We start from the raw sequence: 21,334 nt of genomic DNA on the forward strand, positions 1-21,334 counted from the left end.
AACCACCTGACCCCATGCCGAACTCAGAAGTGAAACGCTGTAGCGCCGATGGTAGTGTGGCATTCGCCATGCGAGAGTAGGACACTGCCAGGCACTCAATACAAGAAACCCCGCTCACTCGAGCGGGGTTTTTTATTGCCTGAAATTCAGCACTCACTGGAGGGCAAACGGGCACTATGGTGCTGTTCGTCGTTCACTTGTTGCCTGTACCGGAAAAAGTTGCGGCTGCTCTGTCCGCATTGAACCCACATGTTGGCTCTCTCCGTTTTCATCATTTTTAGCGTAATAACCCAGTCGGAGCCGTTCTGTCTAAACCCGCCGCCCGCGCTGCGATTGGGGTTGTATCTGAATCATAACTCGGTAGAGTAAGGGGCATTCCGGGTTTGCCCGTGCCATGGTTTCGGTTTTTTTTCTGGTATGGGACTCTCCGCCTGTTTTCATTCACCTTCACTCAGTGGTACCGATATGGAACAAGTAAACAAGTCAACCTTCAACGATGTGCTGGAATATGTGCGTATGTCCCGTCGTCAGAACAAGCTCAAGCGTGAAATCGCGGACAACGAGAAAAAGATCCGTGACAACCAGAAGCGGGTACTGTTGCTCGACAACCTGAGTGACTATATCAAGCCCGGCATGAGCATTGACGAGGTTCAGGCCATCATCGCCAACATGCGTACCGATTATGAAGAGCGCGTAGATGACCATATCATCAAAAATGCCGAGCTTTCCAAGGAGCGCAAGGAGCTGAGTACCAAGCTGAAGAGTATGAGCACCAGCAAATAATACCGCCCCGTTCTCGTCAACACCGGCCTCTGGCCGGTGTTTCATTTTCATGCCGCAGCTCGGATCTCTTGCCGCGTTGCAACAATCGGCTCCCATTTTCACAATCGCCCTGTTAACATCGCTGCAAAGCGGTCAATAGATTTCAAGCCCTTGACTTGAAACGACTAAGCTTGATTGAAAGACAATAAATTGCGCAACCATGGTGGGGCTGATATGGGCGCATCAAAACAGACGGATTCAAATAAAGTGGCATCTCAGGATTCATCCGTACCTAATACGGACGGGCAACAACAGCGTAAACGCCGACCCTGGTGGCGCTGGTTGTTCTGTTTTATCTTCTTGCTTTGCCTAGCTGCCGCGATCGCCCTGGTGGGTTATGAAATGAAGACCTCCCGACTGCAGTCACAGGAGATCTCCCGCTATGCGGCCACCCTGACCTATCAGATCGAACCCGGCCCCAGCAAGCAAATTGCCTTCCCCGACGACGGCCCGTTCGACAAGCGACTCGGTTATGTGCTGATGCCCATGATCCAGGAACGTCTCGTTCAGCGTGGCTACCAGGTGAGCGAACAGGTCCGTTTTTCCGATGCGCTCTACAACTACTCCAGCCACGGTTTCTTCGTGCCTTATACCGAGAAGGTTCAGGCAGGATTGACACTCTATGACTGCCGTGCCGAGCCTTTCTACCAGTACAAGTATCCGACTCATTACTATCCGGATTTCAATGCCATACCACCCCTGGTCATCCAGTCTCTGCTGTTTATCGAGAACCGTGAACTCCTGAGCAACAAGGAACCGTTGGCCAACCCTGCCGTAGACTGGCCGCGCTTTGCCAAGGCGGCGCTGTCCCAGGTGGGCAAGGCGCTGGATATGCAAGATCAATCCGCTGGCGGCAGCACCCTGGCGACCCAGGTGGAGAAATATCGTCATTCTCCTGATGGTCTGACCGTTTCGCCGACCGAGAAAATCCGCCAGATGGTCTCGGCCAGCGTTCGTGCCTATCGTCTGGGGCCCGAGACCCTGGAGGCCCGCAAGCTGGTTGCCTGGGCCTACCTCAACTCGGTCCCGCTCTCTGCTGCGCCCGGTTATGGCGAGGTGCACGGTCTCGGTGATGGCCTCTGGGTCTGGTTTGGCGCCAATGTCGATGAGGTGAATCGACTGCTGGATCCCGCTCGCAACCAGGATTCTACCCTGGCCGAGCAGGGCCTTGCCTTGCGCCAGGTTGTCTCCCTGATGATCGCCCACCGCCGTCCTTCCTATTACCTGGCGCAGGGTAGAGAAGCACTGTCTACCCTGACAGACAGCTATCTGCGACTCTTCGTGCAGGAGGGAATGATCACGCCCCCCCTGATGGAGTCGGCTCTCAAGGCCAAGCTGGTCTTCCGCGATTTCCTGCAGGCACCTGCCATCACTCGAGTCAACAACAACAAGGGGCTGCAGGTGGCTCGCACTCGTCTCAGTCGTCAGCTCGGGGTGCAGCTTTATGATCTGGACCGCATGGATCTGACGGCCAACACCACCCTCAATATGCCGCTGCAGAACGAGGTGTCACGGTATCTGCAGCAACTGGCAGACCCTGCATTCGCAGCCCAGGTGGGCCTGTTTGGTGAGCGCCTGCTCTCGCCGGAGAAGACGGGTGATGTGAAGTACAGCTTTACCCTGTTCGAGAAGACGCCGGAAGGGGTCAAGGTGAGGGTGCAGACCGACAACACGGACCAGCCGTTCGACATCAATGAGGGCAGCAAGCTTGAACTGGGATCCACCGCCAAGTTGCGGGTACTGACGACCTATCTCGAGATTGTCACCGAGTTGCATGACAGCTACGGCAATATGCCGATGGAGAGCCTGCGAAAGATCGAAGTGTCCGATCAGGACAACATCAGCCGCTGGGCCATCGCCTATCTGATGAGTGCCAAGGACAGAAGCCTGCCGGTGATGCTGGAGGCCGCACTGGACCGCAAGTATTCCGCGAGTCCCTATGAAGGCTTCTTTACCGGCGGTGGCATGCACACCTTCAACAACTTCCGCAAGGAAGACAACGGTCGCATCCCGCCCATTCGCGATGCGCTGCGGGAATCCATCAACCTGCCCTTCGTGCGCTTGATGCGGGACATCGTCCGCTACAGCCTCTACAAGGAGGGAAATCGTGCCCAGTTGCTGAAAGATGACAGGGATCCTCGCCGTACCGAGTATCTGGCCAAGTTTGCCGACAAGGAGGGCCAGACCTATCTGCTGAGGTTCTGGCGCAAATATCGTGGCAAGAGTGCAGAAGAGCAGCTCGATACCTTCCTCGATGGTCTCAAACCCAGCGCGGTGCGTCTCGCCGCCGTGCATCGCTATCTGATGCCGGAAGCCTCCCAGGCCGATTTTGCCGCTTTCCTGGCCAAGCGCCTGCCGCGGGAGAAATTGACCGAGAAGCGCATAGAGCAGCTCTATACCAATTACGGCCCTGGCAAATATTCTCTGCCGGATCAAGGTTATATCGCACGGGTGCATCCACTTGAGCTGTGGTTGCTTGCCTATCTCAAGGAGTTTGACAAGGCCACCTTTACCGATGCGGTAACCGCCAGCCGTGACGAGCGTCAGGAGGTCTACAGCTGGCTGTTCAAGACCCGTCATCGCAGTGCCCGGGATAGCCGGATCCGCACCATGCTGGAGGTTGAGGCCTTCCTCGACATCCATCAGCGCTGGGCTCGCCTGGGCTACCCGTTCGATCACCTGGTTCCGTCCCTGGCGACCGCACTGGGCAGCTCGGGCGATCGTCCTGCTGCGTTGGCCGAGCTGATGGGGATCATCCAGAACGGCGGCATTCGTGCGCCGACCCTGCGCATCGAGCACCTCTCCTTTGCCAAGGGGACCCCCTTCGCCACCGTCTTTGAGCCGGCGAACACCCAGGGGGAACGGGTGATGCCTGCCGAGGTGGCCAACGCCTTGCGCAATGCACTCTCCAAGGTGGTGGAAGGGGGGACGGCGCGGCGCATCGCCGGGGCCTTCGCCTTGCAGGATGGTACTGTCCTGGCCCTGGGGGGCAAGACGGGGACCGGGGACAACCGGATCGAGACGGTCGGTCGCTACGGCAATGTGACCAGTTCACTGGCTCGCAACCGAACTGCGACGTTCGTCTTCTACATCGGGGATGATCACTTCGGCACGCTGACGGCCTATGTACCCGGCAGCCAGTCCGACAAGTTCCGCTTCACGTCGGCGCTGCCTGTACAGGTGCTCAAGGGGATGGCCCCCCTGCTGGTCCCCTATCTGCAACCCGCTACTCACACCCAGTGCATGGCGGGCAGCTGAGCGGACATCGCATGAAAAAACGGGGCCATTTCGGCCCCGTTTGATTGTGTACTGCACGCCGCCATGAGGTGGACGTGAGTCATCACTTACAACAGATCTTCAATTTCACCGCGCAGGTACTGGTACATCTCGCGATAGGCTACCGGCGGCTTGTTCAGCTCCCGCTCCTTGTTGGCGGTGCGGATCAGCTGACGCAGCTTCTGGCGATCCAGCTCGTGGAACTGGGACATCAGCTCGTTGAGGGCGCTGTCGCCTTCGGTGATCAGCCGCTCACGCCACTGTTCGAGGCGGTGCAGGCGGGCGTTCACGGTGGAGTGACGCATCTTGATGATGGAGAGGGCCTCTTCGATGGGGGCGACATCGCGGCTACGCATCAGACGGCCGATGAACTGGAGATGGCGGCGGAAGGACTCATCCTTCTTCGGCTTGAGCTTGCGGCCCAGCTCGACCGCTTCGGCAAGCTCTTCATCCAGGGGGATCTTCTCCAGCTCGCTGTGACTCAGGGAGACGATCTCTTCCCCCATCTTCTGCAATGCCTCGGCATCACGCTTGAGCTGGCTCTTGCTGGGGCCCCAGTCTTCCCACTCGTTGTCGTCTTGATATTGACTCATCGGTCTCTGTATTCCTGTCATTCACGTTTGGCGGATATGTTACCAGCTTCTCCCGCTGGGCGCAGGGGTCTGATATGCTTAGCCCCTTTCCTTCCCTTCATACAGATGTGAGTTATGGACCAGCAAGATCAAATCCGCCAGGATCAATCCCATCTCGAGGCCGTGGTCGCCGAGGCCCTTGAGATAGCGAAAGGGCTGGGCGCCGGGCTTGCCGAAGTCTCCATCAGCAAACAGACCGGCCTCTCGGTGAACACCCGGGGCTGCGAGCTGGAAAGCATCGAATTCAACAAGGATGGCGCACTCGGCATCGCCGTCTATCGCGACGGTTGCAAGGGGTCCTCCTCCACCACGGATCTGACCAAGCCGGCCATTCGCGCCGCCGTGGAAGCGGCCATGGAGATCGCCCGCCACACCTCTCCCGATGACTGCGCCGGTCTTGCGGATGCGGATCTGCTGGCCTGGGATGCCCCGGACCTGCAACTGTGCCACCAAATCGAGCTGGATCCCCAGCGTGGCATCGCGCTGGCCATCGAGTGCGAGCGGCTGGCCCTGGGGCGGGATGCCCGCATCAAGCACTCTGACGGAGCCAGTTTCTCCAGCCACCTGGGCGTCAAGGTCTATGGCAACAGCCACGGCTTCGTAAAAGGCTATGCTGCATCGCGCAACTCCCTGAGCTGCGTACTGATCGGCGAGCAGGATGGCGACATGCAGCGCGACTACGGTTACTCCTCCAGCCGCTCCCTGAACGGGCTGTGGAGTCCCCAGCGCATCGCTGACGAGGCGGTGGAGCGCACTGTTTCCCGCCTGGGGGCTCGCAAGATCAGCACCCGCCATGCCCCTGTGCTGTTCCACCCCGATACCGCTGCCGGTCTGTGGGGCCATCTGGTGATGGCCATCAGTGGGGGGAACCTCTATCGCAAGTCGAGCTTCCTGCTGGACAAACTGGGCAAGCAGATCCTGCCCGAGTGGCTCACCATCCAGGAGTTCCCCCACTTGCCGGGAGGACTTGCCAGCACCCCGTTCGACGGGGAAGGGGTTCGCACCCGCGACATGGACATCATCCGCAACGGCGAGCTGATGAGCTGGCTGCTCACCTCCTACTCCGCCCGCAAACTGGGCCTGACCACCACGGGCCATGCCGGGGGTATCCATAACTGGCAGGTTTCCAATACCGGCCAGGACTTCCAGGGCATGCTCAAAGAGATGGGTACCGGGCTGCTGGTGACCGAGCTGATGGGGCAGGGGGTCAACATCGTCAATGGTGATTACTCCCGCGGCGCAGCCGGTTTCTGGGTTGAAAATGGCGAGATCCTCTATCCTGTGGAGGAGATCACCATTGCAGGCAATCTAGCCGACATGTTCAGCCATATCGTGGCGGTGGGCAGTGATGAGGATGAGCGTTCCAGCCTCAAGACCGGCTCCGTACTGGTCGAGCAGATGAAACTGGCGGGGCACTGATCCCCTCCGTCCGATCTGGAATATGGTGTCTAGTCCTGAGATAGGTCTACACATTTTCAGCTAGCTTTTAGCACTCAGAACCCCCGATGCGTCACATCAGGGGTTCTGTATTTCAATGCCTGATGCGGTTGCTCCAGGTTATAAGTATCCACTGCCTTTCGCACTTTTCCCCGCCTGCGCCAGCCTCTGCAGGCTTTGCAGCAGTGACTCTCTTTTCAAGATCTCAGTGCATTTTGGTGACAGTTATGAGTATCTGTCATCAAGCATTTGACCCCGTGTTGTTCATGCAATGACTGATACAACCCCGAACAATACTGCACCTGGTGGTCCGAATGATGAATAAGCTCTCCGTGGTCACGTTGTTGCTTCAGTGTTTTCTCGATCACCATCGACTCGGCATTCATCTCTTAGTTGCCACTATTTTGCGTGAGCAGGTGTCCGTCACCTAGCTCAGGTAGAGCGGCCCTGAGTGTCATAACGCGTCTGCGTCTGTTTATAGGTGAGCTTGCCTTCTTCAATCTGCTCGACCAGGGCCAGTTTAAAAATCAGAGTAATTGTGTTGTGTTCGTTTACGCCCTGTCCCATCGAGATCTCCATCTATTCGGAGGAGAAGATGCAAACCATATTCAGGCAGATGCGCCGATCAGACGTCGGCCAGCTGCAATGCCTGGCGGTAGTACTCGTTGGCCTTGTTGGTCAGGCGGCGCTTGTCCATCACCTGGCCGAGGGCGTGGTAGAGGGCGGCATCAGGCGCCTTCGCCACTTCCTGCTCCAGCAGCCGCTGGGCTTCGTCCAGCTGACCGGCCAGCAGGCAGACCCGGGCCAGCGCCGCTTCGGCGCCCGGCTGATCCTGGATCTTTCTGAGCAGGGTCAGCATGGGCTGGTAGTCGTCCAGTTTGAGCTTGGGCAGGCGGGCGAACAGCTCGGGGGAGGGATCCTTGCGCAGGGCCTCCAGCCAGAGATCGGCGGCTTCGGCATCGGCCCCCAATCGGCGCAGGCGATCCCCGTAACTGGCCAGCAGCACGGGATCCTGGCGCTGTTTGCGGGGCAGACCCTGCCAGACCGTGCGCAGGGTGTCGAGGGAGCCGCTGGCGGCCTCCAGACGACCGCACCACGCCTGGTGCAGCAGGGTCTCTTCCTGCTGAGCGGTCAGCTTGCCCACCTTGCGCAGGGCAGGGGCGAGATCGATGAGGGCCGCCCAGTCTTCACGGGCCAGATACACCTGACGCAGCTGATCCAGCACCATGGGGTGGCGCGGGTTGAGGGCATAGATGGACTCGAGGCGACCGAGGGCGCTGTCGTACTGGCCCTGCTCAATCTGCAACTGGGTCTGGATCAGGGTCAGTGCCAGCTCTGCCTTGGGGTTCTCTTCCTGAGCTTTCTGCAGGTAGTGATCCCGGCGCACGTCATCGCCCCGGGCCTGGGCCACCCGGGCGGCGCTCAGGTAGTTGAGTAGCGGGGTGTCGCTGTTGTCGGCGCCCTTGATGAGGAGCTTCTCGGCCTGATTGTAGTGCCCCTCTGCCATGGCCAGGGTGGCATTGACGGTTTGCAGGTTGGCCTTGCGGCGGCGGCGGGAGCCGAACCAGCCCTGGGTCTTGCGGCGCAGGCCGAACAGGCGGGCCAGCACCCATTCCACGATGAGCAGGGCGCCGTAGAACAGCACCGCCAGGATCACCGCGCTGGTGACCGAGGATTCCACCGTGTAGTTGCCCAGCGAGATGAGCACATAACCCTTGTTGCCGGAGGCTTCGGGACCGAAGATGAGGCCCGCCACCATCACGGCGACTATGACGATCAGACGAATCATGGTCTCCTCCTCAGTTGCCGGCCAGGATGCGTTGCAGGCGTTCGGTCAGCACCTGTTCCAGCATGGTCTGGGTCTTGAACTGATCCGGGTAGTCAAACTGGATCTGCTCGCCTTTGAGCTTGTCGAGCTCGGACTGCATGTACTGGGTGGCGCTGTTGTCGGCATCGAAATACTGGGTCAGCCAGCGCTGGGCCTTCTCCAGGCTGTCGACATAGAGGGACTGCTGTTCGCGATAGACGGCGAGCTGGGCCTGCAGCAGCTTGGTCTTGAGGTTCTCCCGCAGGAAGATCTCCTGCTGCGGGGAGAGCAGGGCTTCCACGGCGCCATCGCGACGACGGATGGTGATGAAGTTTTCGGTGAACTTGACCCAGTTCTTCTTCAGGTTGCTCTGCCACTCGTCCGGGTTGGTGCTGACGGTCTGGTCGGGCTCGCTCTTGGCTTCCGGCATGCTGACGGTGGAGAGGGGCAGCAGCTCGATCTGGTCCGAGAGGGCGGCCAGCTTCAGGGTCAACCCTTCGCGATCGACTCGCGGCATCCCCTTGAGCTTGGCGATGTCTTCCGCCAGCGCCTTGCGGATGGGCATCAGGCTGGGGTCGTTGAGCGCCTTGATGCGCTCGTCGGCGTTGCCGAGCAATGTGATGGCGGAGACGATGTCGTGTTCGAGCCACAGCTTGCGGCCCGCCATGCGCACCAGGTATTCGGATTCCGCCAGCATCCAGTCATTGGGGCGCTTGTCGTCCAGATCCAGCACCTTGGTCTGCAAGGCGTCCAGCGCCTCCTGCAACTGCTGCTGGCTCTTGCCGAGGGCACCGATCTGTTCGGCATCCTTGCTGCTGCCCTGATCAATTCTGGTCATGGCGTCGGCCAGTTGCTGCTTGAGGGCTACCAGTTCGGCCTGCTGGGCAACGGCGTTCTGGTGTCCGTGCACATAGAGACCACCGGCCAGCCCCAGGGCCAGCAGGATGGCGATGCCGCCAAGCACGGTGCCAGAGCTGCCCTTCTTGCTCCCTGTCGTTCCGGGCGCGGGCTTGTTGTTGTCGGCCACGGTGGCCGCGGCACTCGGCTGGACTTCTTGCTGTTCAGTCATTCCATCTTCCTCAGTTCCAGGGCGGCCACCAGAGCCTGGTTGGATGCACCTTGGGCAATCACGATACGGGTAAAACCAGCCCCTTCTGCCATCTCGGCCACCCGGGGACTGGGCACCACCAGCAGGCGGTCATAAAGCCAGGGGTGCTGCGGGCCGGGCACCAGGGCCAGCAACCGCTGCAACAGTTCGCCACTGGTAATGAGCAAGCTGTCGAGCCCGGCTGCCTGCCAGTGGCGGGTCAATGCGTCCCCGTCAAGATCGGGGTAGTGGCGCTCGTAGGTGGCACAATAGTGCACCAGTGCGCCCCGTGAGGCCAGCGTCCGGGCGATGAGATCCCGCCCGTCGTTGCCGCGCAGGATCAGCACCCGGCGGCCACTCACCCCTTGCAGCGCCGGCAGGGCCAGCAGCCCTTCACTGCGGGGATCGGCCGGGCACAGGGCCTGGATGCCCGCCTCGGCGAAGGCATCCGCACTCGCCTGACCGACTGCAAAGTAATCAATATGTGGCCAGGTCTGACCAGTTTGCAACAGAAAATGATGTGCAAAATGAATGGCATGCATGCTGACGGCGATAACGAGGTCCGCCTCACGCAGCATGTCACCCAGGTGAGGGAGGTCGCATCCCGGCCGGGTTTCCAGCAACGGACAGCAGAGCGGTGCATGACCCCGCTGGCGCAGCATCTGCACCAGCTGGTTGGCCTGGGCGGCTGGGCGCACCACCAGGGGGACCATCAGGGGGCGCTCCGGGCAGATGACCGCGAACCGGTCCGTACTGCACTCATGCCCGGTAGACCTCGGCCAGGATGACGTCGGCGCCGGCGGCCAGCAGGCGCTGGGCCAGGGTGTGGCCCAGTGCCTCGCCCTCTGCCAGGGGGCCGCGGATCTCGTCGCGAATGACGCGGGCACCGTCCGGGCTGCCCACCAGGCCACGCAGCCATACCTCTTCTCCCTGTACCAGGGCATAGGCCCCGATGGGCACCTGACAGCCCCCTTGCAGGGCGCGGTTCATGGCGCGCTCGGTCAGCACCCGGATGCGGGTCTCGGGGTGTTCGAGCGGCGCCAGCAGGGCGTGCAGCTCGTGATCGTCGAGGCGGCATTCGATGCCGACCGCCCCCTGGCCGTTGGCGGGCAGGCTCTGCTCGGGCTCGATGAAGGCGGCGATGCGATGGGCCATCTCCAGTCGTTTCAGGCCGGCGGCGGCCAGGATGATGGCGTCATATTCACCGGCATCCAGCTTGGCGAGGCGGGTGTTGACGTTGCCCCGCAGGTCGCGGATCACGAGATCAGGGCGGGCTGCGCGCAGCTGGCACTGACGGCGCAGGCTGGAGGTGCCGACCACGGCCCCTTGAGGCAGCTCGTCTATCTGGTTGAAATGGTTGGAAACAAAGGCATCGCGCGGGTCTTCGCGCTCACAGATGGTGTGCAGGCCGAGTCCGTCGGGGAACTCCACAGGTACGTCTTTCATGGAGTGAACAGCGATGTCGGCACGCCCTTCCAGCATGGCAGTCTCCAGCTCCTTGACGAACAACCCCTTACCGCCGACCTTGGCGAGGGGGGTGTCGAGGATCTTGTCACCCTGGGTGCTCATGGGCACCAGTTCGACCTGCAGATCCGGATGGAGTACCTCCAGCCGATCTTTCACAAAATTGGCCTGCCACAGGGCCAGTGGGCTCTTTCGAGTGGCAATTTTCAGGGTTCGGGCTGCCATATCAATCAGTTGTTTCATCTTTTGAGAGGAAAACGATCTTACCACCCTTTGCAGGGGCTTTCATGGCGCAGCCCGCAAAAGCGGGGCCAAGCTCAAAAACGGGGGCTGAAAATTATTTTCATTCAGCCAATAATTGATTTTAACTCATTGAAAAAAGTCATTTTTATTGCTTTCCGATGATACCGTTACGAACGGGGTCAGAAATAATCCGGTGATTGTGTGCGGGCTTGTTTACCACTGCTGTTTGCATTGTTAACATGATCACACTTTTTTGACGTCTCCCCGTTTTGGTGCGTCATTTCTCTTCCCCATAGGTAGGGCATTGCTGGTTAAACTCGACACGCTGGTGGCGCGCTACGACGAACTCAATCGTCTCAAGACGCAACGAGCGCTGGATCTCATGAGTCGCTACGGGCAGCAGGTTTTCCACTTGCTGCCTGTCATGCTGCACTTCAATCACCCCCTGTTGCCCGGTTATGTGGCAGGGGATGTGCCTCATGGTATCTGGAGTTTTGTCGCCAACGAGGCCCAGCAGGCCTTCATCCAGGATCTCTGCCAGAACGCCAACTGCCAGGGCGGTCTCAGTACCCACGACAAGTCCATCCAGGGCCTCTACTCCATGGGGAGCACCTCCTCCATCGGTCAGTGCTGCCACTCGGATCTCGACATCTGGGTCTGTCACGTGGCCGGTCTGTCGAGCGAGCGCCTCGCCCTGCTGGAACAGAAGTGCCAGCACCTCTCCATGTGGGCCGAGCAGCGGGGGGTCGATCTCAACTTCTTCCTGATCCCCGAAGACAAGTTCCGTCAGCGCAACGATGCCCAGATGCAGGGGGAGAGCTGCGGCAGCGCCCAGCACCTGCTGCTGCTCGACGAGTTCTACCGCAGCGCCATGCACATCGCCGGCAAGCGGCTGCTCTGGTATCTGGTGCCTGCCGAATATGACGATCACTACGACGACTACGTCAACGGCCTGTTTGCCCACGGCAAGTTGAGCCAGGATGACTGGCTCGATCTGGGGGGCTTTGATCGCATTCCTGCCGAGGAGTATTTCGGCTCCGCCCTGTGGCAGCTCTACAAGGGGATCGACTCCCCCTACAAGGCGGTGCTCAAGTCGGTGCTGATGGAGGCCTACTCCCACGAGTATCCCAACACCCGGCTGCTGTCGGTGACCAGTCGCGACTGGTTCCAGCACAACGAGGGGATGCACTACCGCCTCGACAACTACTGTCTGATGCTGGACAAGGTGACCAACTACCTCAAGTCCATCGGCGACATGCAGCGCCTCGATCTGGTGCGTCGCTGCTTCTATCTGAAGGTGTGCGACGGGCTGAGCCATCCCAAGGAAGATCACTCCCCGGACTGGCGCCGGGAGCAGATGGCCCAGCTGGTAGCCTACTGGGGCTGGAGTCCGGAGCGCCTTTACCACCTTGATCACCGCCAGGAGTGGAAGGTCGAGGACGTCAAGGTGGCCTACGCCGAGTTGCTGGAGGCTCTGATGCAGAGCTACCGCAATCTCATCCAGTTCGCCCGACGCAACAACATCAGCGAGTCCATCAACCCGGAAGACATCGGCATCCTGTCGCGCAAGCTCTATGCCGCATTCGAGAGCCTGCCGGGCAAGGTGCAGCGCATCAACCTCAAGATTGCGCCGGATCTCGGCGAGCCGGATCTCAGCCTGGTACAGGTACCCCACGGCCGCCTGAATCGCGCTGGCTGGTATCTCTACAAGCATTCCCTCGAACCCGCCGACATCATTGGCCGGGCGCCGCTCGAATATAACGGCTACATCAGCAAGCTGGTGGCCTGGGCCTATTTCAACGGCCTGCTGACGCCCCAGTCCCGGGTACACCTGTTCAACCAGGGCTCGGATCTGCACATAGACAACCTGCATCAGTTCTGTCGCGATCTCTCCGGGACCTTCCCGGTCAAGTATCCCCGCGCGACCAACCTGGCCCTGAGCCGGCCGTGCGAGATCCGCCAGCTCTCCATCTTCCTGAACCTGGAGACGGACCCGTCCAGCCACTGGGTGGGGCAGGTGATCGAGTTCGATGCCAACGCCGCGGACGTCTTCTCGTTCGGTCGCAACCAGGAGTGTCTGGTGGGATCCGTGGATCTCGTCTATCGCAACTCCTGGAGTGAGATCCGCACCCTGCACTTCGAGGGAGAGGAAGCCGTGGTGGACGCCCTCACCACCATCCTCGGCAAGATGCACCAGGACGCCGCGGCCCCCGAGATGATCGAGGTGTTCTGCTACAGCCAGCACTTCCGCTCCCTGGTGCGCACCCGCTTCCAGCAGCTTGTGGCTGAATGCATCGAGTTGCGTCTGGCCCGGGACAAGCAGCAGCTGGTCAAGACGCTGGCGCTCGGCAAGGAGAAGTACGGCATCTTCTTCGAGCGGCGCGGGGTGTCGGTCAAGAAGCTGGAAAACGCCATCGATTTCTACCGCCACATCTCCCACAACAAGCTGGATCACCTGCCGCTGCGCCTCGACAAGACTCACAGCCAGCACCTGCCCGGCATCGTCGACGCCTACGCCAGCGAAGGGCTGGTGCAGTTCTTCTTCGATACCCGGGATGCAGGCACCAACATCTATATCCTGGACGAGGCGAACCGGGTGGAGATCTACCAGCACTTCGCCGGCAACAAGGACGAACTGGTACAGGGGGTGAACCGGTTCTACACCTCGGGTCACGAGCGATTCAGCAATGCGGGTCAGTTCAGCAACTTCAACCTTCCCCAGTACTACGAAATCGTGCAGGTGGGTGACAAACTGGATGTGATCCCCTACCGCAGCCAGAGCCCGCAGCGGGACACGCCAGGAGCGGCGCGGGAAGTAGGGTGATGTGCTGATTACAGCACCGGCAAGATGGCAAACGGCCTGCATGATGCAGGCCGTTGTCGTATCCGTGGTGCGGGAATCTGGTGTGGAGGGGGCCGCGGCCAGTGGGGGATGCCGTCGAGCATCGCCGTCAGGGATGAAAGCAAACGGCCTGCTGATGCAGGCCGTTGTCTTACCCGTTATCCGACAATCAGGCGCCGAGGCAGACCAGCAACCAGCTGCGAATGTCGCCCAGCTGGGGGCGGCAGATCTCGTGGCGCATGGGGTATTCGTGCCACTCGGGGCTGAGTCCCGCCGCTTCCAGCCGGTTCTTGGCGTCCCAGCCCATGGAGAGGTTCACCACGTCGTCATAGATGCCGTGCATGTAGCAGATGGGCAGGGCGCGTGCGGCCTCACTCATCTCGCCGGGCAGGGCATCGGGTACCGCCAGGTAGGTGGACATGCAGAGCAGGCCTGCCAGTGGTACCGGATGGCGCAGGGCGGTGAAGGAGGCGATGACGCCCCCCTGGGAGAAGCCGGCCAGCACGATGCGCTCGGGGGCGAAACCCTCGGCCACCAACTGTTCAATCAGCGAGGCGATACGGGCCGCTGACTCCCTGACATGGGACTCCACGGCGCGATCCGCCGGATCCTCGAAGCTCTTGATGTCGTACCAGCCGCGCATCCGGTAGCCCATGTTGATGGTGATGGGACGCTCGGGAGCATCCGGCAGCAGATGGCGGACGGGCAGGTCGGCGGGCAGGGCCAGCGCCTCCACCAGGGGGGCGAGGCCGGCGCCGGAGTCCCCCAGCCCGTGCAGCCAGATCACCGCATGGCGGGCACCTTCGGGATGCAGATCCGTCATGAGAAGACCACGGGCTCGCCGGCCTGGGTGGTGCAGGCCCGGGTCAGCAGGGCCTTGAGCTCGTCGCCGAAGCGGTTGTCGATCCAGCTGTCACCGCGCAGCTCGAAGTGGAAGCCGTTCTCCCGGGTAGCGACCCAGATCTGGTGCAGGGGCTCCTGCTTGTTGATGATGACCTTGGTCTTGTTCTCGAAGCTCAAGGTCAGCACCCCGCCTGCGCGTTCGCAGTCGATATCCGGATACCCCTCGTCGATGGTGTCTTCCACATACTGGAAAAAGGCGTCGGTCAGGGCGTGATACTCGTGATCCTTCATCGGTTTATCCTGTTGCTTTTAACAATGTGAGTGCGATTATAGAGGGCCAAAAATTTTTTCGCAGCGAACCATTATGATTACCCAGTTCACCAAGTGCCTGTTTGCCGCGTCGCTGTCGCTCGGGTTGGCCGCCTGTGGCCTGACGGGGCCGCTCTACATGCCGCCGGCCGAACAGCCCGCACCTGCAGAGCAGACACAGCCCAAGACAGAGAGTACACCGCAAGCCGCCTCGCCTGCGACCGCTACACCGGCCTCAGAGGCCGCGCCGCAATAATCTAGGAAGGAACCGCCCCCTTGGATCACTTTAACTACGACGCAGACGGTCAGCTTCAGGCCGAACAGCTTCCCCTGCAACAGCTTGCCGACCAGTACGGCACTCCGCTCTATGTCTACTCCCGCGCCACCCTGGAACGCCACTGGCATGCCTTCGACCAGGCGGCTGGCGACATTCCCCACCTGATCTGCTATGCGGTCAAGGCCAACTCCAACCTGGCCCTGCTCAATCTGCTGGCACGCCTCGGTTCGGGCTTTGACATCGTCTCCGGCGGCGAGCTGTCCCGGGTGCTGGCGGCGGGCGGTGATCCGGCCAAGGTGGTCTTCTCCGGCGTCGCCAAGAGCGAAGCCGAGATGCGCCTTGCGCTGGAAAAAGAGATCCTCTGCTTCAACCTGGAGTCCGAAGCCGAGCTGGAGCGCCTGAACCGGGTCGCAGGCAGCATGGGCAAGAAGGCGCGGGTCTCGGTGCGGGTCAACCCGGACATCGACGCAGGCACGCACCCCTATATCTCCACCGGCCTCAAGCAGAACAAGTTCGGCATCCCCATCGAACAGGCGCCCGCCATCTACCGCAAGGCAGCGGCCATGGCCCACATCGAGATCAAGGGGGTGGATTGCCACATCGGCTCGCAACTCACTGAATTGAATCCCTTTATGGAGGCGGCGGACAAGCTGCTCAAGCTCATCGACGAGCTGGCGGCGGAAGGCATCCACATCCATCACCTGGACGTGGGCGGCGGTCTGGGGGTCAACTACGGCGCCGAGCAGCCGCCGCACCCCACCGAGTATGCCGAGGCGCTCAAGCAGAAGCTGGCGGGCCGGGATCTGACCCTCTTGTTCGAACCGGGCCGCGCCATCGTCGCCAACGCCGGTGTGCTGTTGACCCGGGTCGAGTTCCTCAAACCCGGCGAGACTCGCAACTTCGCCCTGATCGACGCCGGCATGAACGATCTGCTGCGCCCCTCCCTCTACGGCGCCTGGATGAACATCATCGAGGTGGACAGCCGGGCGACCCACGAGAAGGCACTCTATGACGTGGTGGGCCCGGTGTGCGAGACCGGCGACTTCCTCGGCAAGGAGCGTACCCTGGCGATTGCCGAGGGCTCCCTGCTGGCGGTGCGTTCCGCTGGTGCCTACGGCTTTACCATGTCCTCCAACTACAACACCCGACCCCGTGCGGCCGAGGTGCTGGTGGACGGTGACCAGGCGCACCTCATCCGTGAGCGGGAGCAGTTGGCGGATCTCTGGCGTGGCGAGCACCTGCTGCCGTGATGGATGGATTTTCAGCGTTCCTCCATGTGAGAGCGTGATTAACGGTGAGACAGGAACGCGCGATGTTGATTGAGTTTTCCAAAATGCACGGCCTCGGTAACGACTTCATGGTGGTGGATGGCGTCACCCAGAAGGTGTTCTTCAGCAACGACATCATCAAGAAGCTGGCGGATCGTCACTTCGGTATCGGCTTCGACCAGCTGTTGCTGGTGGAGCCGCCCTATGACCCCGAGCTCGACTTCCACTACCGCATCTTCAATGCCGACGGCAGCGAGGTGGAACAGTGCGGCAACGGGGCCCGTTGCTTCGCCCGTTTCGTGCGTCTCAAGGGGCTGGTCAACCGGGATCGCATCGCGGTCAGCACCGCCCGGGGCCGCATCACCCTGCAGCTGGAAGGGGAGAACCAGGTCACGGTCAACATGGGGGTGCCCCAGTTCGAGCCGGGCAAGATCCCGTTCCGTGCCCAGAAGGCGGAGAAGACGTATCTGCTGCGGGCCCAGGATCACACCGTGATGTGCGGTGCCGTCTCCATGGGCAACCCTCACTGCGTCATCGAGGTGCCCTCGGTGGCCGATGCGCCGGTGGAGACCCTGGGACCCATCATGGAGCGCCACGAGCGCTTCCCCGAGCGGGTCAACGTCGGCTTCATGGAGATGGTCAACGCCAGCGAGATCAAGCTGCGGGTCTTCGAGCGCGGGGTGGGGGAGACCCTGGCCTGCGGGACCGGGGCCTGTGCGGCCGTGGTGATAGGCATCAGCCAGGGCAAGCTCAAGGAGCGGGTCACCGTCACCCTGCCGGGTGGCAAGCTGACCATCGCCTGGAAGGGACCGGGTCAGCCCGTCTACATGACGGGGCCGGCCGAGCACGTCTTTGACGGCCAGATAGAGTTGTAGACAAGGAGCGGGTGATCCCGCTCCATCAACGGATCATATCGGGGCCCTTGGCCCCTTTTTCGGATGGATCAACCAAGTTATGAGCGAACTCAAACGGCAGGAATCACTGGTGGATGAAGCCACAGTGCTGGAGTACCTGGCCCGTTATCCCGAGTTTTTCCTGCGTCACGGGGCCATGCTGGACAAGATCCGCATTCCCCATGGGCAAAAGGGCACCATCTCCCTGGTGGAGCGCCAGCTGGACCGTCAGCGGGAGCGCATCGAGCAGCTGGAGCAGGAGATCACCGAACTGATGGGGGTCGCCAGCGAGAACGAGCGGATCTTCCGGGTCTATGCGGATCTCTATGGGGAGATCTACGGCTGCCAGACCCTGTTCGAGCTGAGCGCCGTGATGGGCAAGGCCTTCGTCCAGCGGCTGCGACTCACCGGCCTGCGGCTCTGGCTCAATCCCAGGCATTTCCAGCTGAGCGGCCCCGAGCAGCGTTTCCTGGCGCAGGGCAAACAGCTCGAACAACTGCTGGGGCAGCGCCTGCCCGGCACGGACTACTATTTCGGCCGCCTCAACCAGAGCGAGAAGCAGGCGCTGTTTGGCAATGATGTGCTGGTCAACTCGGTGGCCCTGATGCGGCTCGGGGAGCTCGGCGTGCTGGCCTTCGCGAGCTCGGATCCCAGCCACTTCACCCCCCACAACGATACCCTGCTGCTGGGTCAGCTGGGGCGTCTGCTGCAGCTGCGTCTGCCCGAGCTGGCCCGTGGCTAAGGCAACGACCCGATCCCCTGCCAGGACGCCCCCTGCCGCCGACCCCCTGCCGGTCGCACTGGCGGGGGAGCTGGACGCCTTTATCGAATACCTGCGGGTCGAGCGCCAGCTCAGCCCCCACACCCGCAGCAACTATCAGGCTCATCTGGAAGCCATGACCGCCGAGCTGGTGAAGCTCGGGCTCGACGACTGGGCCCGGCTCGAGGCGAGCCAGGTGCGCAGTCTGGTGACCCGGATGCACAAGGGGGGGCTGGCGCCCCGTTCCCTTGCCACCAAGGTGTCGGCCCTGCGCAGTTTCTGCGACTGGCAGGTGCGCCAGGGGCGGCTCACCGCCAACCCGGCGCGGGGTATCGTCACCCCCAAGCAGGGGCGGCCCCTGCCCAAGAACCTGGACGTGGACGAGATATACCAGCTGCTCAACATCACCGACGAGCAGGATCCGCTGGCGGTGCGGGATCGCGCCATCATGGAGCTGATGTACTCCTCCGGCCTGCGCCTTGCCGAGCTGGTGGGGCTCAACCTCGCGGACGTGAAGCTCGACGAGCGCCAGCTCAGGGTGATCGGCAAGGGCTCGCGGGAGCGGGTGCTGCCCATCGGGCGGATGGCGGTGGAGTGGTTGCACAAGTGGCTCAAGGTACGCCCCTTGCTGGCCGGTGACGAGGGGGAGGCATTGTTCGTCTCCAAGCGCAGGCAGCGGCTCTCGGCCCGCTCGGTACAGGAGCGGCTCGACGGCTGGGGCAACAAGCAGGCTCTCAATGCCCACGTGCACCCCCACAAGCTGCGCCACAGCTTCGCCACCCACATGCTGGAATCCTCCGGCGACCTGCGGGCGGTGCAGGAGCTGCTGGGGCATGCGGATCTCTCCACCACCCAGATCTATACCCACCTCGACTTCCAGCATCTGGCCAAGGTATATGACAGTGCCCACCCGCGGGCGAAGCGGGATCCGGAAACGCCGGAGGATGAGTGATGTGGTGTGCGATCTGCGGGGATGACAATCTCCACGTCGCCCCGGTCAGGCGGGAGCTCGCAACGCCAGAGGATGAGGAGTAAAGAGGAACAGCCATGCAGTTTTACCGTCGCTGGCAGCCGGTGGCCGCCATCTCGTTCGATCTGGACGACACCCTCTATGACAACGGCCCCGCCATCGCGCGGGCGGAACAGTGGATGCTGGACCACCTGCGCAGCGAATACCTGGCTACCGCCATGCTGGACAAGCCGCGCTGGCTCGCGCTCAAGCGCCAGTTGCTGCTGGACCACCCGGCGCTTAGCCACGACGTCAGCCTAGCGCGCCAGCGGGGCATTCGCGAGGCCCTGGTGCAGGGGGGCATGGAGCCCGGGCTGGCGGAGCAGCAGGCCCGGGCGGTGTTCACCGGCTTCATGGCCGAGCGCTCGAAGATAGAGGTGAGCGAGGCGACTCACGCCCTGCTGGCTCGTCTGGCGGCGCGCTACCCGCTGGCGGTGATCACCAACGGCAACCTGGATCTGGAGCAGGCGGGTCTGGCTGGCTACTTCACCCTGGTCTGCAAGGCGGGAGCGGGAGCCAGAATGAAACCGGCGCCCGACATGTTCGTGCAGGTGCAGCGGGCCCTCGGGCTCGCCCCCGGCCGGATCCTCCACGTGGGGGATCACCCCGAGACCGACGTGCTGGGGGCCAGGTTGCACGGCTTTCGCGCCGCCTGGCTCAACGAACGCCGACTGCCCTGGCAGTCGTTGCAGTTGCTGCCGGATGTGGAGCTGGGGCAGCTGCAGGATCTGGCCACCCTGCTGCTCTGAGCTGGGGATGAGGGACAGATTCCGTGATCTATATCTGGCAATAACAACAAGGGAGCAAGGGCGTGAAGGGAATGAAGGGTGTCATCTGGCTGGCGATCCCCGTGATGCTGGCGGGATGCGATCTGGTGCAAGACCGTTACCGGATGGAGTTCAGGGACGGATCCTGGCGGGAGATCGCCATCTCCCCGTTTTCCAACGAGGCGCGCTGGCGCGAGGGGTGTGCCACCGGCGAGATCCAGGTGGACATGACCCTGCCCCTGAAACGGGGCAAGGTGGTGAATGGCCGGGAGCAACTGCTCATCGGTGGCGAGCTGTTCGAGCTGGAGGATGCCCGTCTCTATCGCGGCAACGGCATGGTGCTCGGGCAGGCCCCGGACCATATCCAGCGGGGCCTCAAGGGGCTGGATGTCTGCCGAACCCTGCGCCCTGATCGCGGGGCCCTGCCCAAGCTCAAGGGCAAGGGATTCGGCGACTAGCCCGTCTGCTGCCTGAACGGGCAGGAGGCGTCGCCGAAGGCAGTGGGCAGCTTGATGGCGTGGGGGGGTCACAGGCCCGTCACGTCGGATGCCTCTGGGCAGCCCCCGATGTACGAGGCCCTGCCCAGGCTCAAGGGCAAGGGGTCGGCGACTAGCCGACCTGCTGCCTGAACCGGCGGCAGGCGTCGCCAAAGGCGGTGAAGAGCTTGATGGAGTGGGGGTTCTCGCTGGCCTTCCACTCCGGGTGCCACTGCACCGCCAGTAGGAAGGGGGAGAGGGCGGGAGCGTGGATCGCCTCGATCAGCCCGTCTTCGGCATGGGCCAGGGGGGCCAGCCCCTTGGCCAGCGTCTTGATCCCCTGCCCATGGAGGGAGTTGACCGGAATCGACGGCTGCCCCATCAGCTCGGCCAGCCAGGTACCGGGCACCAGCTCGACCTGATGGCTCTCGCCATACTGCTCGTCCACCGGGTCATCCGCATCCTCCCGATGATCGTCATAACCCGGCTCGCAATAGACCTTCTGGTGAATGTCGCCTCCCAGGGCCACGTTGATCTCCTGCATGCCGCGGCAGATCCCGAGGATCGGCAGGCCACGGTCGAGGGCGGCGCGCACCAGGGGAATATCGAACAGATCCCTGTCCCTGTCCTGGGGCTTCTCCGGGGTGAGGTTCTCCTGGCCATAGAGGGCAGGATCGATGTTGGAGCCAGCACCGCTCAGATAGACCCCGTCGGCGAGGTCCAGATACTGCTCCAGATCCTCGGTGCCACAGCAGGTGGGCACCAGCAGCGGCACGCAGCCGCTGATCTCCACCAGAGGCTTGATGTATTTGTGGGTCATGACCTGGTAGGCGTGGCCACTGCGGGCCTGGGCCCCCATGGTCATCAGCACGACGGGTTTGTTATGGGCACTGGGGTTGGGCATAGGTCACCTTGGCTATCCTTGGCGGTCTCATCCTGCGCCTTGGGAAGGCCCTTGCCGCCTCGGCTCGCAAGGGCATGCCTCAAGGCATGGTCGTGGGATCAGGGTCGCGCCAGCGTGCCAGAATCGTCGGTCAGCCTTGGCAACGACAGCCTGGATCCTGTCTCCAGTCTGCCAAGGCCGTTCAATATGTCAAACAAAATGATGCAGTTATGTTAACC

The 21,334-nt window shown here is 61.9% G+C and carries 20 protein-coding genes, 1 rRNA gene and 1 pseudogene; 12 read left to right on the top strand and 10 right to left on the bottom strand.

Translation table 11 applies throughout. The features are described from left to right. From rrf to AB5Y47_RS18200, 3 genes are all read left to right on the top strand, one after another. Nucleotides 1-93 (top strand): 5S ribosomal RNA (gene rrf, locus AB5Y47_RS18190); the annotation flags it as partial. A gap of 372 nt (nt 94-465) precedes the next feature. Further along, entirely contained in the window at nt 466-783 is a 318-nt protein-coding gene (tmaR, locus tag AB5Y47_RS18195; RefSeq protein WP_010672687.1) for a PTS system regulator TmaR, read from the top strand. A gap of 213 nt (nt 784-996) precedes the next feature. After that, nucleotides 997-4,080 (top strand): transglycosylase domain-containing protein, encoded by a 3,084-nt coding sequence (locus AB5Y47_RS18200; protein ID WP_368220473.1) that lies wholly within the window; start codon nt 997-999, stop codon nt 4,078-4,080. 86 nt (nt 4,081-4,166) lie between these two features. Here AB5Y47_RS18200 and yjgA read toward each other — a convergent pair whose 3' ends face one another. Continuing rightward, entirely contained in the window at nt 4,167-4,691 is a 525-nt protein-coding gene (gene yjgA, locus AB5Y47_RS18205) for a ribosome biogenesis factor YjgA (RefSeq protein WP_010672689.1), read from the bottom strand. A gap of 114 nt (nt 4,692-4,805) precedes the next feature. On the opposite strand from yjgA, the gene pmbA reads away from it, so the two are divergent. Beyond that, nucleotides 4,806-6,149: a metalloprotease PmbA gene (pmbA, locus tag AB5Y47_RS18210; RefSeq protein WP_043154058.1), complete on the top strand. Its 1,344-nt coding sequence runs from the start codon at nt 4,806-4,808 to the stop codon at nt 6,147-6,149. A 74-nt stretch (nt 6,150-6,223) separates the two neighbouring features. On the opposite strand, the pseudogene AB5Y47_RS18215 reads toward pmbA, so the two are convergent. From AB5Y47_RS18215 to hemC, 6 genes and pseudogenes are all read right to left on the bottom strand, one after another. Continuing rightward, nucleotides 6,224-6,618 (bottom strand): annotated as a pseudogene (locus AB5Y47_RS18215) (DDE-type integrase/transposase/recombinase); the annotation flags it as partial. Then, nucleotides 6,600-6,734 carry a hypothetical protein gene (locus AB5Y47_RS18220; RefSeq protein WP_010672691.1) on the bottom strand — a complete coding sequence of 45 codons (135 nt, stop codon included), beginning with the start codon at nt 6,732-6,734 and terminating at the stop codon, nt 6,600-6,602. The pseudogene AB5Y47_RS18215 and the gene AB5Y47_RS18220, both read right to left, overlap by 19 nt. 58 nt (nt 6,735-6,792) lie before the next feature. Beyond that, nucleotides 6,793-7,956, bottom strand: coding sequence for a heme biosynthesis HemY N-terminal domain-containing protein (locus AB5Y47_RS18225; protein ID WP_010672692.1), 1,164 nt, complete (start codon nt 7,954-7,956; stop codon nt 6,793-6,795). 10 nt (nt 7,957-7,966) lie between these two features. Next, nucleotides 7,967-9,043: a uroporphyrinogen-III C-methyltransferase gene (locus AB5Y47_RS18230; RefSeq protein WP_039039811.1), complete on the bottom strand. Its 1,077-nt coding sequence runs from the start codon at nt 9,041-9,043 to the stop codon at nt 7,967-7,969. Further along, the gene (locus tag AB5Y47_RS18235) at nt 9,040-9,774 is read right to left on the bottom strand and encodes a uroporphyrinogen-III synthase (RefSeq protein ID WP_368220475.1); all 735 of its coding nucleotides are present in this window, start codon (nt 9,772-9,774) and stop codon (nt 9,040-9,042) included. The genes AB5Y47_RS18230 and AB5Y47_RS18235 overlap by 4 nt, the downstream gene beginning before the upstream one ends. A gap of 46 nt (nt 9,775-9,820) precedes the next feature. Next, nucleotides 9,821-10,750: a hydroxymethylbilane synthase gene (gene hemC / locus AB5Y47_RS18240; protein ID WP_268451487.1), complete on the bottom strand. Its 930-nt coding sequence runs from the start codon at nt 10,748-10,750 to the stop codon at nt 9,821-9,823. Between the two features lie 322 nt (nt 10,751-11,072). Between hemC and AB5Y47_RS18245 the strand changes: the two genes are divergently transcribed. Then, nucleotides 11,073-13,592 carry a class I adenylate cyclase gene (locus AB5Y47_RS18245; RefSeq protein ID WP_042879398.1) on the top strand — a complete coding sequence of 840 codons (2,520 nt, stop codon included), beginning with the start codon at nt 11,073-11,075 and terminating at the stop codon, nt 13,590-13,592. Between the two features lie 187 nt (nt 13,593-13,779). Here AB5Y47_RS18245 and AB5Y47_RS18250 read toward each other — a convergent pair whose 3' ends face one another. Further along, complete coding sequence (locus AB5Y47_RS18250) at nt 13,780-14,433, bottom strand: alpha/beta hydrolase (protein WP_368220477.1); 654 nt, start codon at nt 14,431-14,433, stop codon at nt 13,780-13,782. Further along, complete coding sequence (gene cyaY, locus AB5Y47_RS18255; RefSeq protein WP_010672698.1) at nt 14,430-14,744, bottom strand: iron donor protein CyaY; 315 nt, start codon at nt 14,742-14,744, stop codon at nt 14,430-14,432. Before cyaY ends, AB5Y47_RS18250 begins: the two co-directional genes overlap by 4 nt. Before the next feature lie 73 nt (nt 14,745-14,817). On the opposite strand from cyaY, the gene AB5Y47_RS18260 reads away from it, so the two are divergent. The 7 genes from AB5Y47_RS18260 to AB5Y47_RS18290 all read left to right on the top strand — a co-directional run bounded on the left by AB5Y47_RS18260 (nt 14,818) and on the right by AB5Y47_RS18290 (nt 20,194). After that, complete coding sequence (locus tag AB5Y47_RS18260; protein WP_010672699.1) at nt 14,818-15,018, top strand: lipoprotein; 201 nt, start codon at nt 14,818-14,820, stop codon at nt 15,016-15,018. A 20-nt stretch (nt 15,019-15,038) separates the two neighbouring features. Then, on the top strand, nt 15,039-16,289 hold the full coding sequence (lysA, locus tag AB5Y47_RS18265) for a diaminopimelate decarboxylase (protein WP_039039806.1): 1,251 nt from the start codon (nt 15,039-15,041) through the stop codon (nt 16,287-16,289). Between the two features lie 62 nt (nt 16,290-16,351). Then, nucleotides 16,352-17,182 (top strand): diaminopimelate epimerase, encoded by an 831-nt coding sequence (gene dapF / locus AB5Y47_RS18270; protein ID WP_029313578.1) that lies wholly within the window; start codon nt 16,352-16,354, stop codon nt 17,180-17,182. A 79-nt stretch (nt 17,183-17,261) separates the two neighbouring features. Then, nucleotides 17,262-17,942: a DUF484 family protein gene (locus tag AB5Y47_RS18275; protein ID WP_041212252.1), complete on the top strand. Its 681-nt coding sequence runs from the start codon at nt 17,262-17,264 to the stop codon at nt 17,940-17,942. Beyond that, nucleotides 17,935-18,912 carry a tyrosine recombinase XerC gene (gene xerC, locus AB5Y47_RS18280; protein ID WP_368220480.1) on the top strand — a complete coding sequence of 326 codons (978 nt, stop codon included), beginning with the start codon at nt 17,935-17,937 and terminating at the stop codon, nt 18,910-18,912. Before AB5Y47_RS18275 ends, xerC begins: the two co-directional genes overlap by 8 nt. A gap of 95 nt (nt 18,913-19,007) precedes the next feature. Further along, nucleotides 19,008-19,718: an HAD-IA family hydrolase gene (locus tag AB5Y47_RS18285; protein ID WP_368220481.1), complete on the top strand. Its 711-nt coding sequence runs from the start codon at nt 19,008-19,010 to the stop codon at nt 19,716-19,718. Nucleotides 19,719-19,789: 71 nt separating this feature from the next. Then, on the top strand, nt 19,790-20,194 hold the full coding sequence (locus AB5Y47_RS18290) for a hypothetical protein (protein ID WP_043154050.1): 405 nt from the start codon (nt 19,790-19,792) through the stop codon (nt 20,192-20,194). A gap of 151 nt (nt 20,195-20,345) precedes the next feature. Here AB5Y47_RS18290 and AB5Y47_RS18295 read toward each other — a convergent pair whose 3' ends face one another. Continuing rightward, nucleotides 20,346-21,116, bottom strand: a complete 771-nt coding sequence (locus AB5Y47_RS18295; RefSeq protein ID WP_039039802.1) for a gamma-glutamyl-gamma-aminobutyrate hydrolase family protein — start codon at nt 21,114-21,116, stop codon at nt 20,346-20,348. Nucleotides 21,117-21,334 lie beyond the last annotated feature (218 nt).

The sequence above is a fragment of the Aeromonas sp. R7-2 genome (assembly GCF_040908105.1).
GTDB lineage: Bacteria > Pseudomonadota > Gammaproteobacteria > Enterobacterales > Aeromonadaceae > Aeromonas > Aeromonas caviae.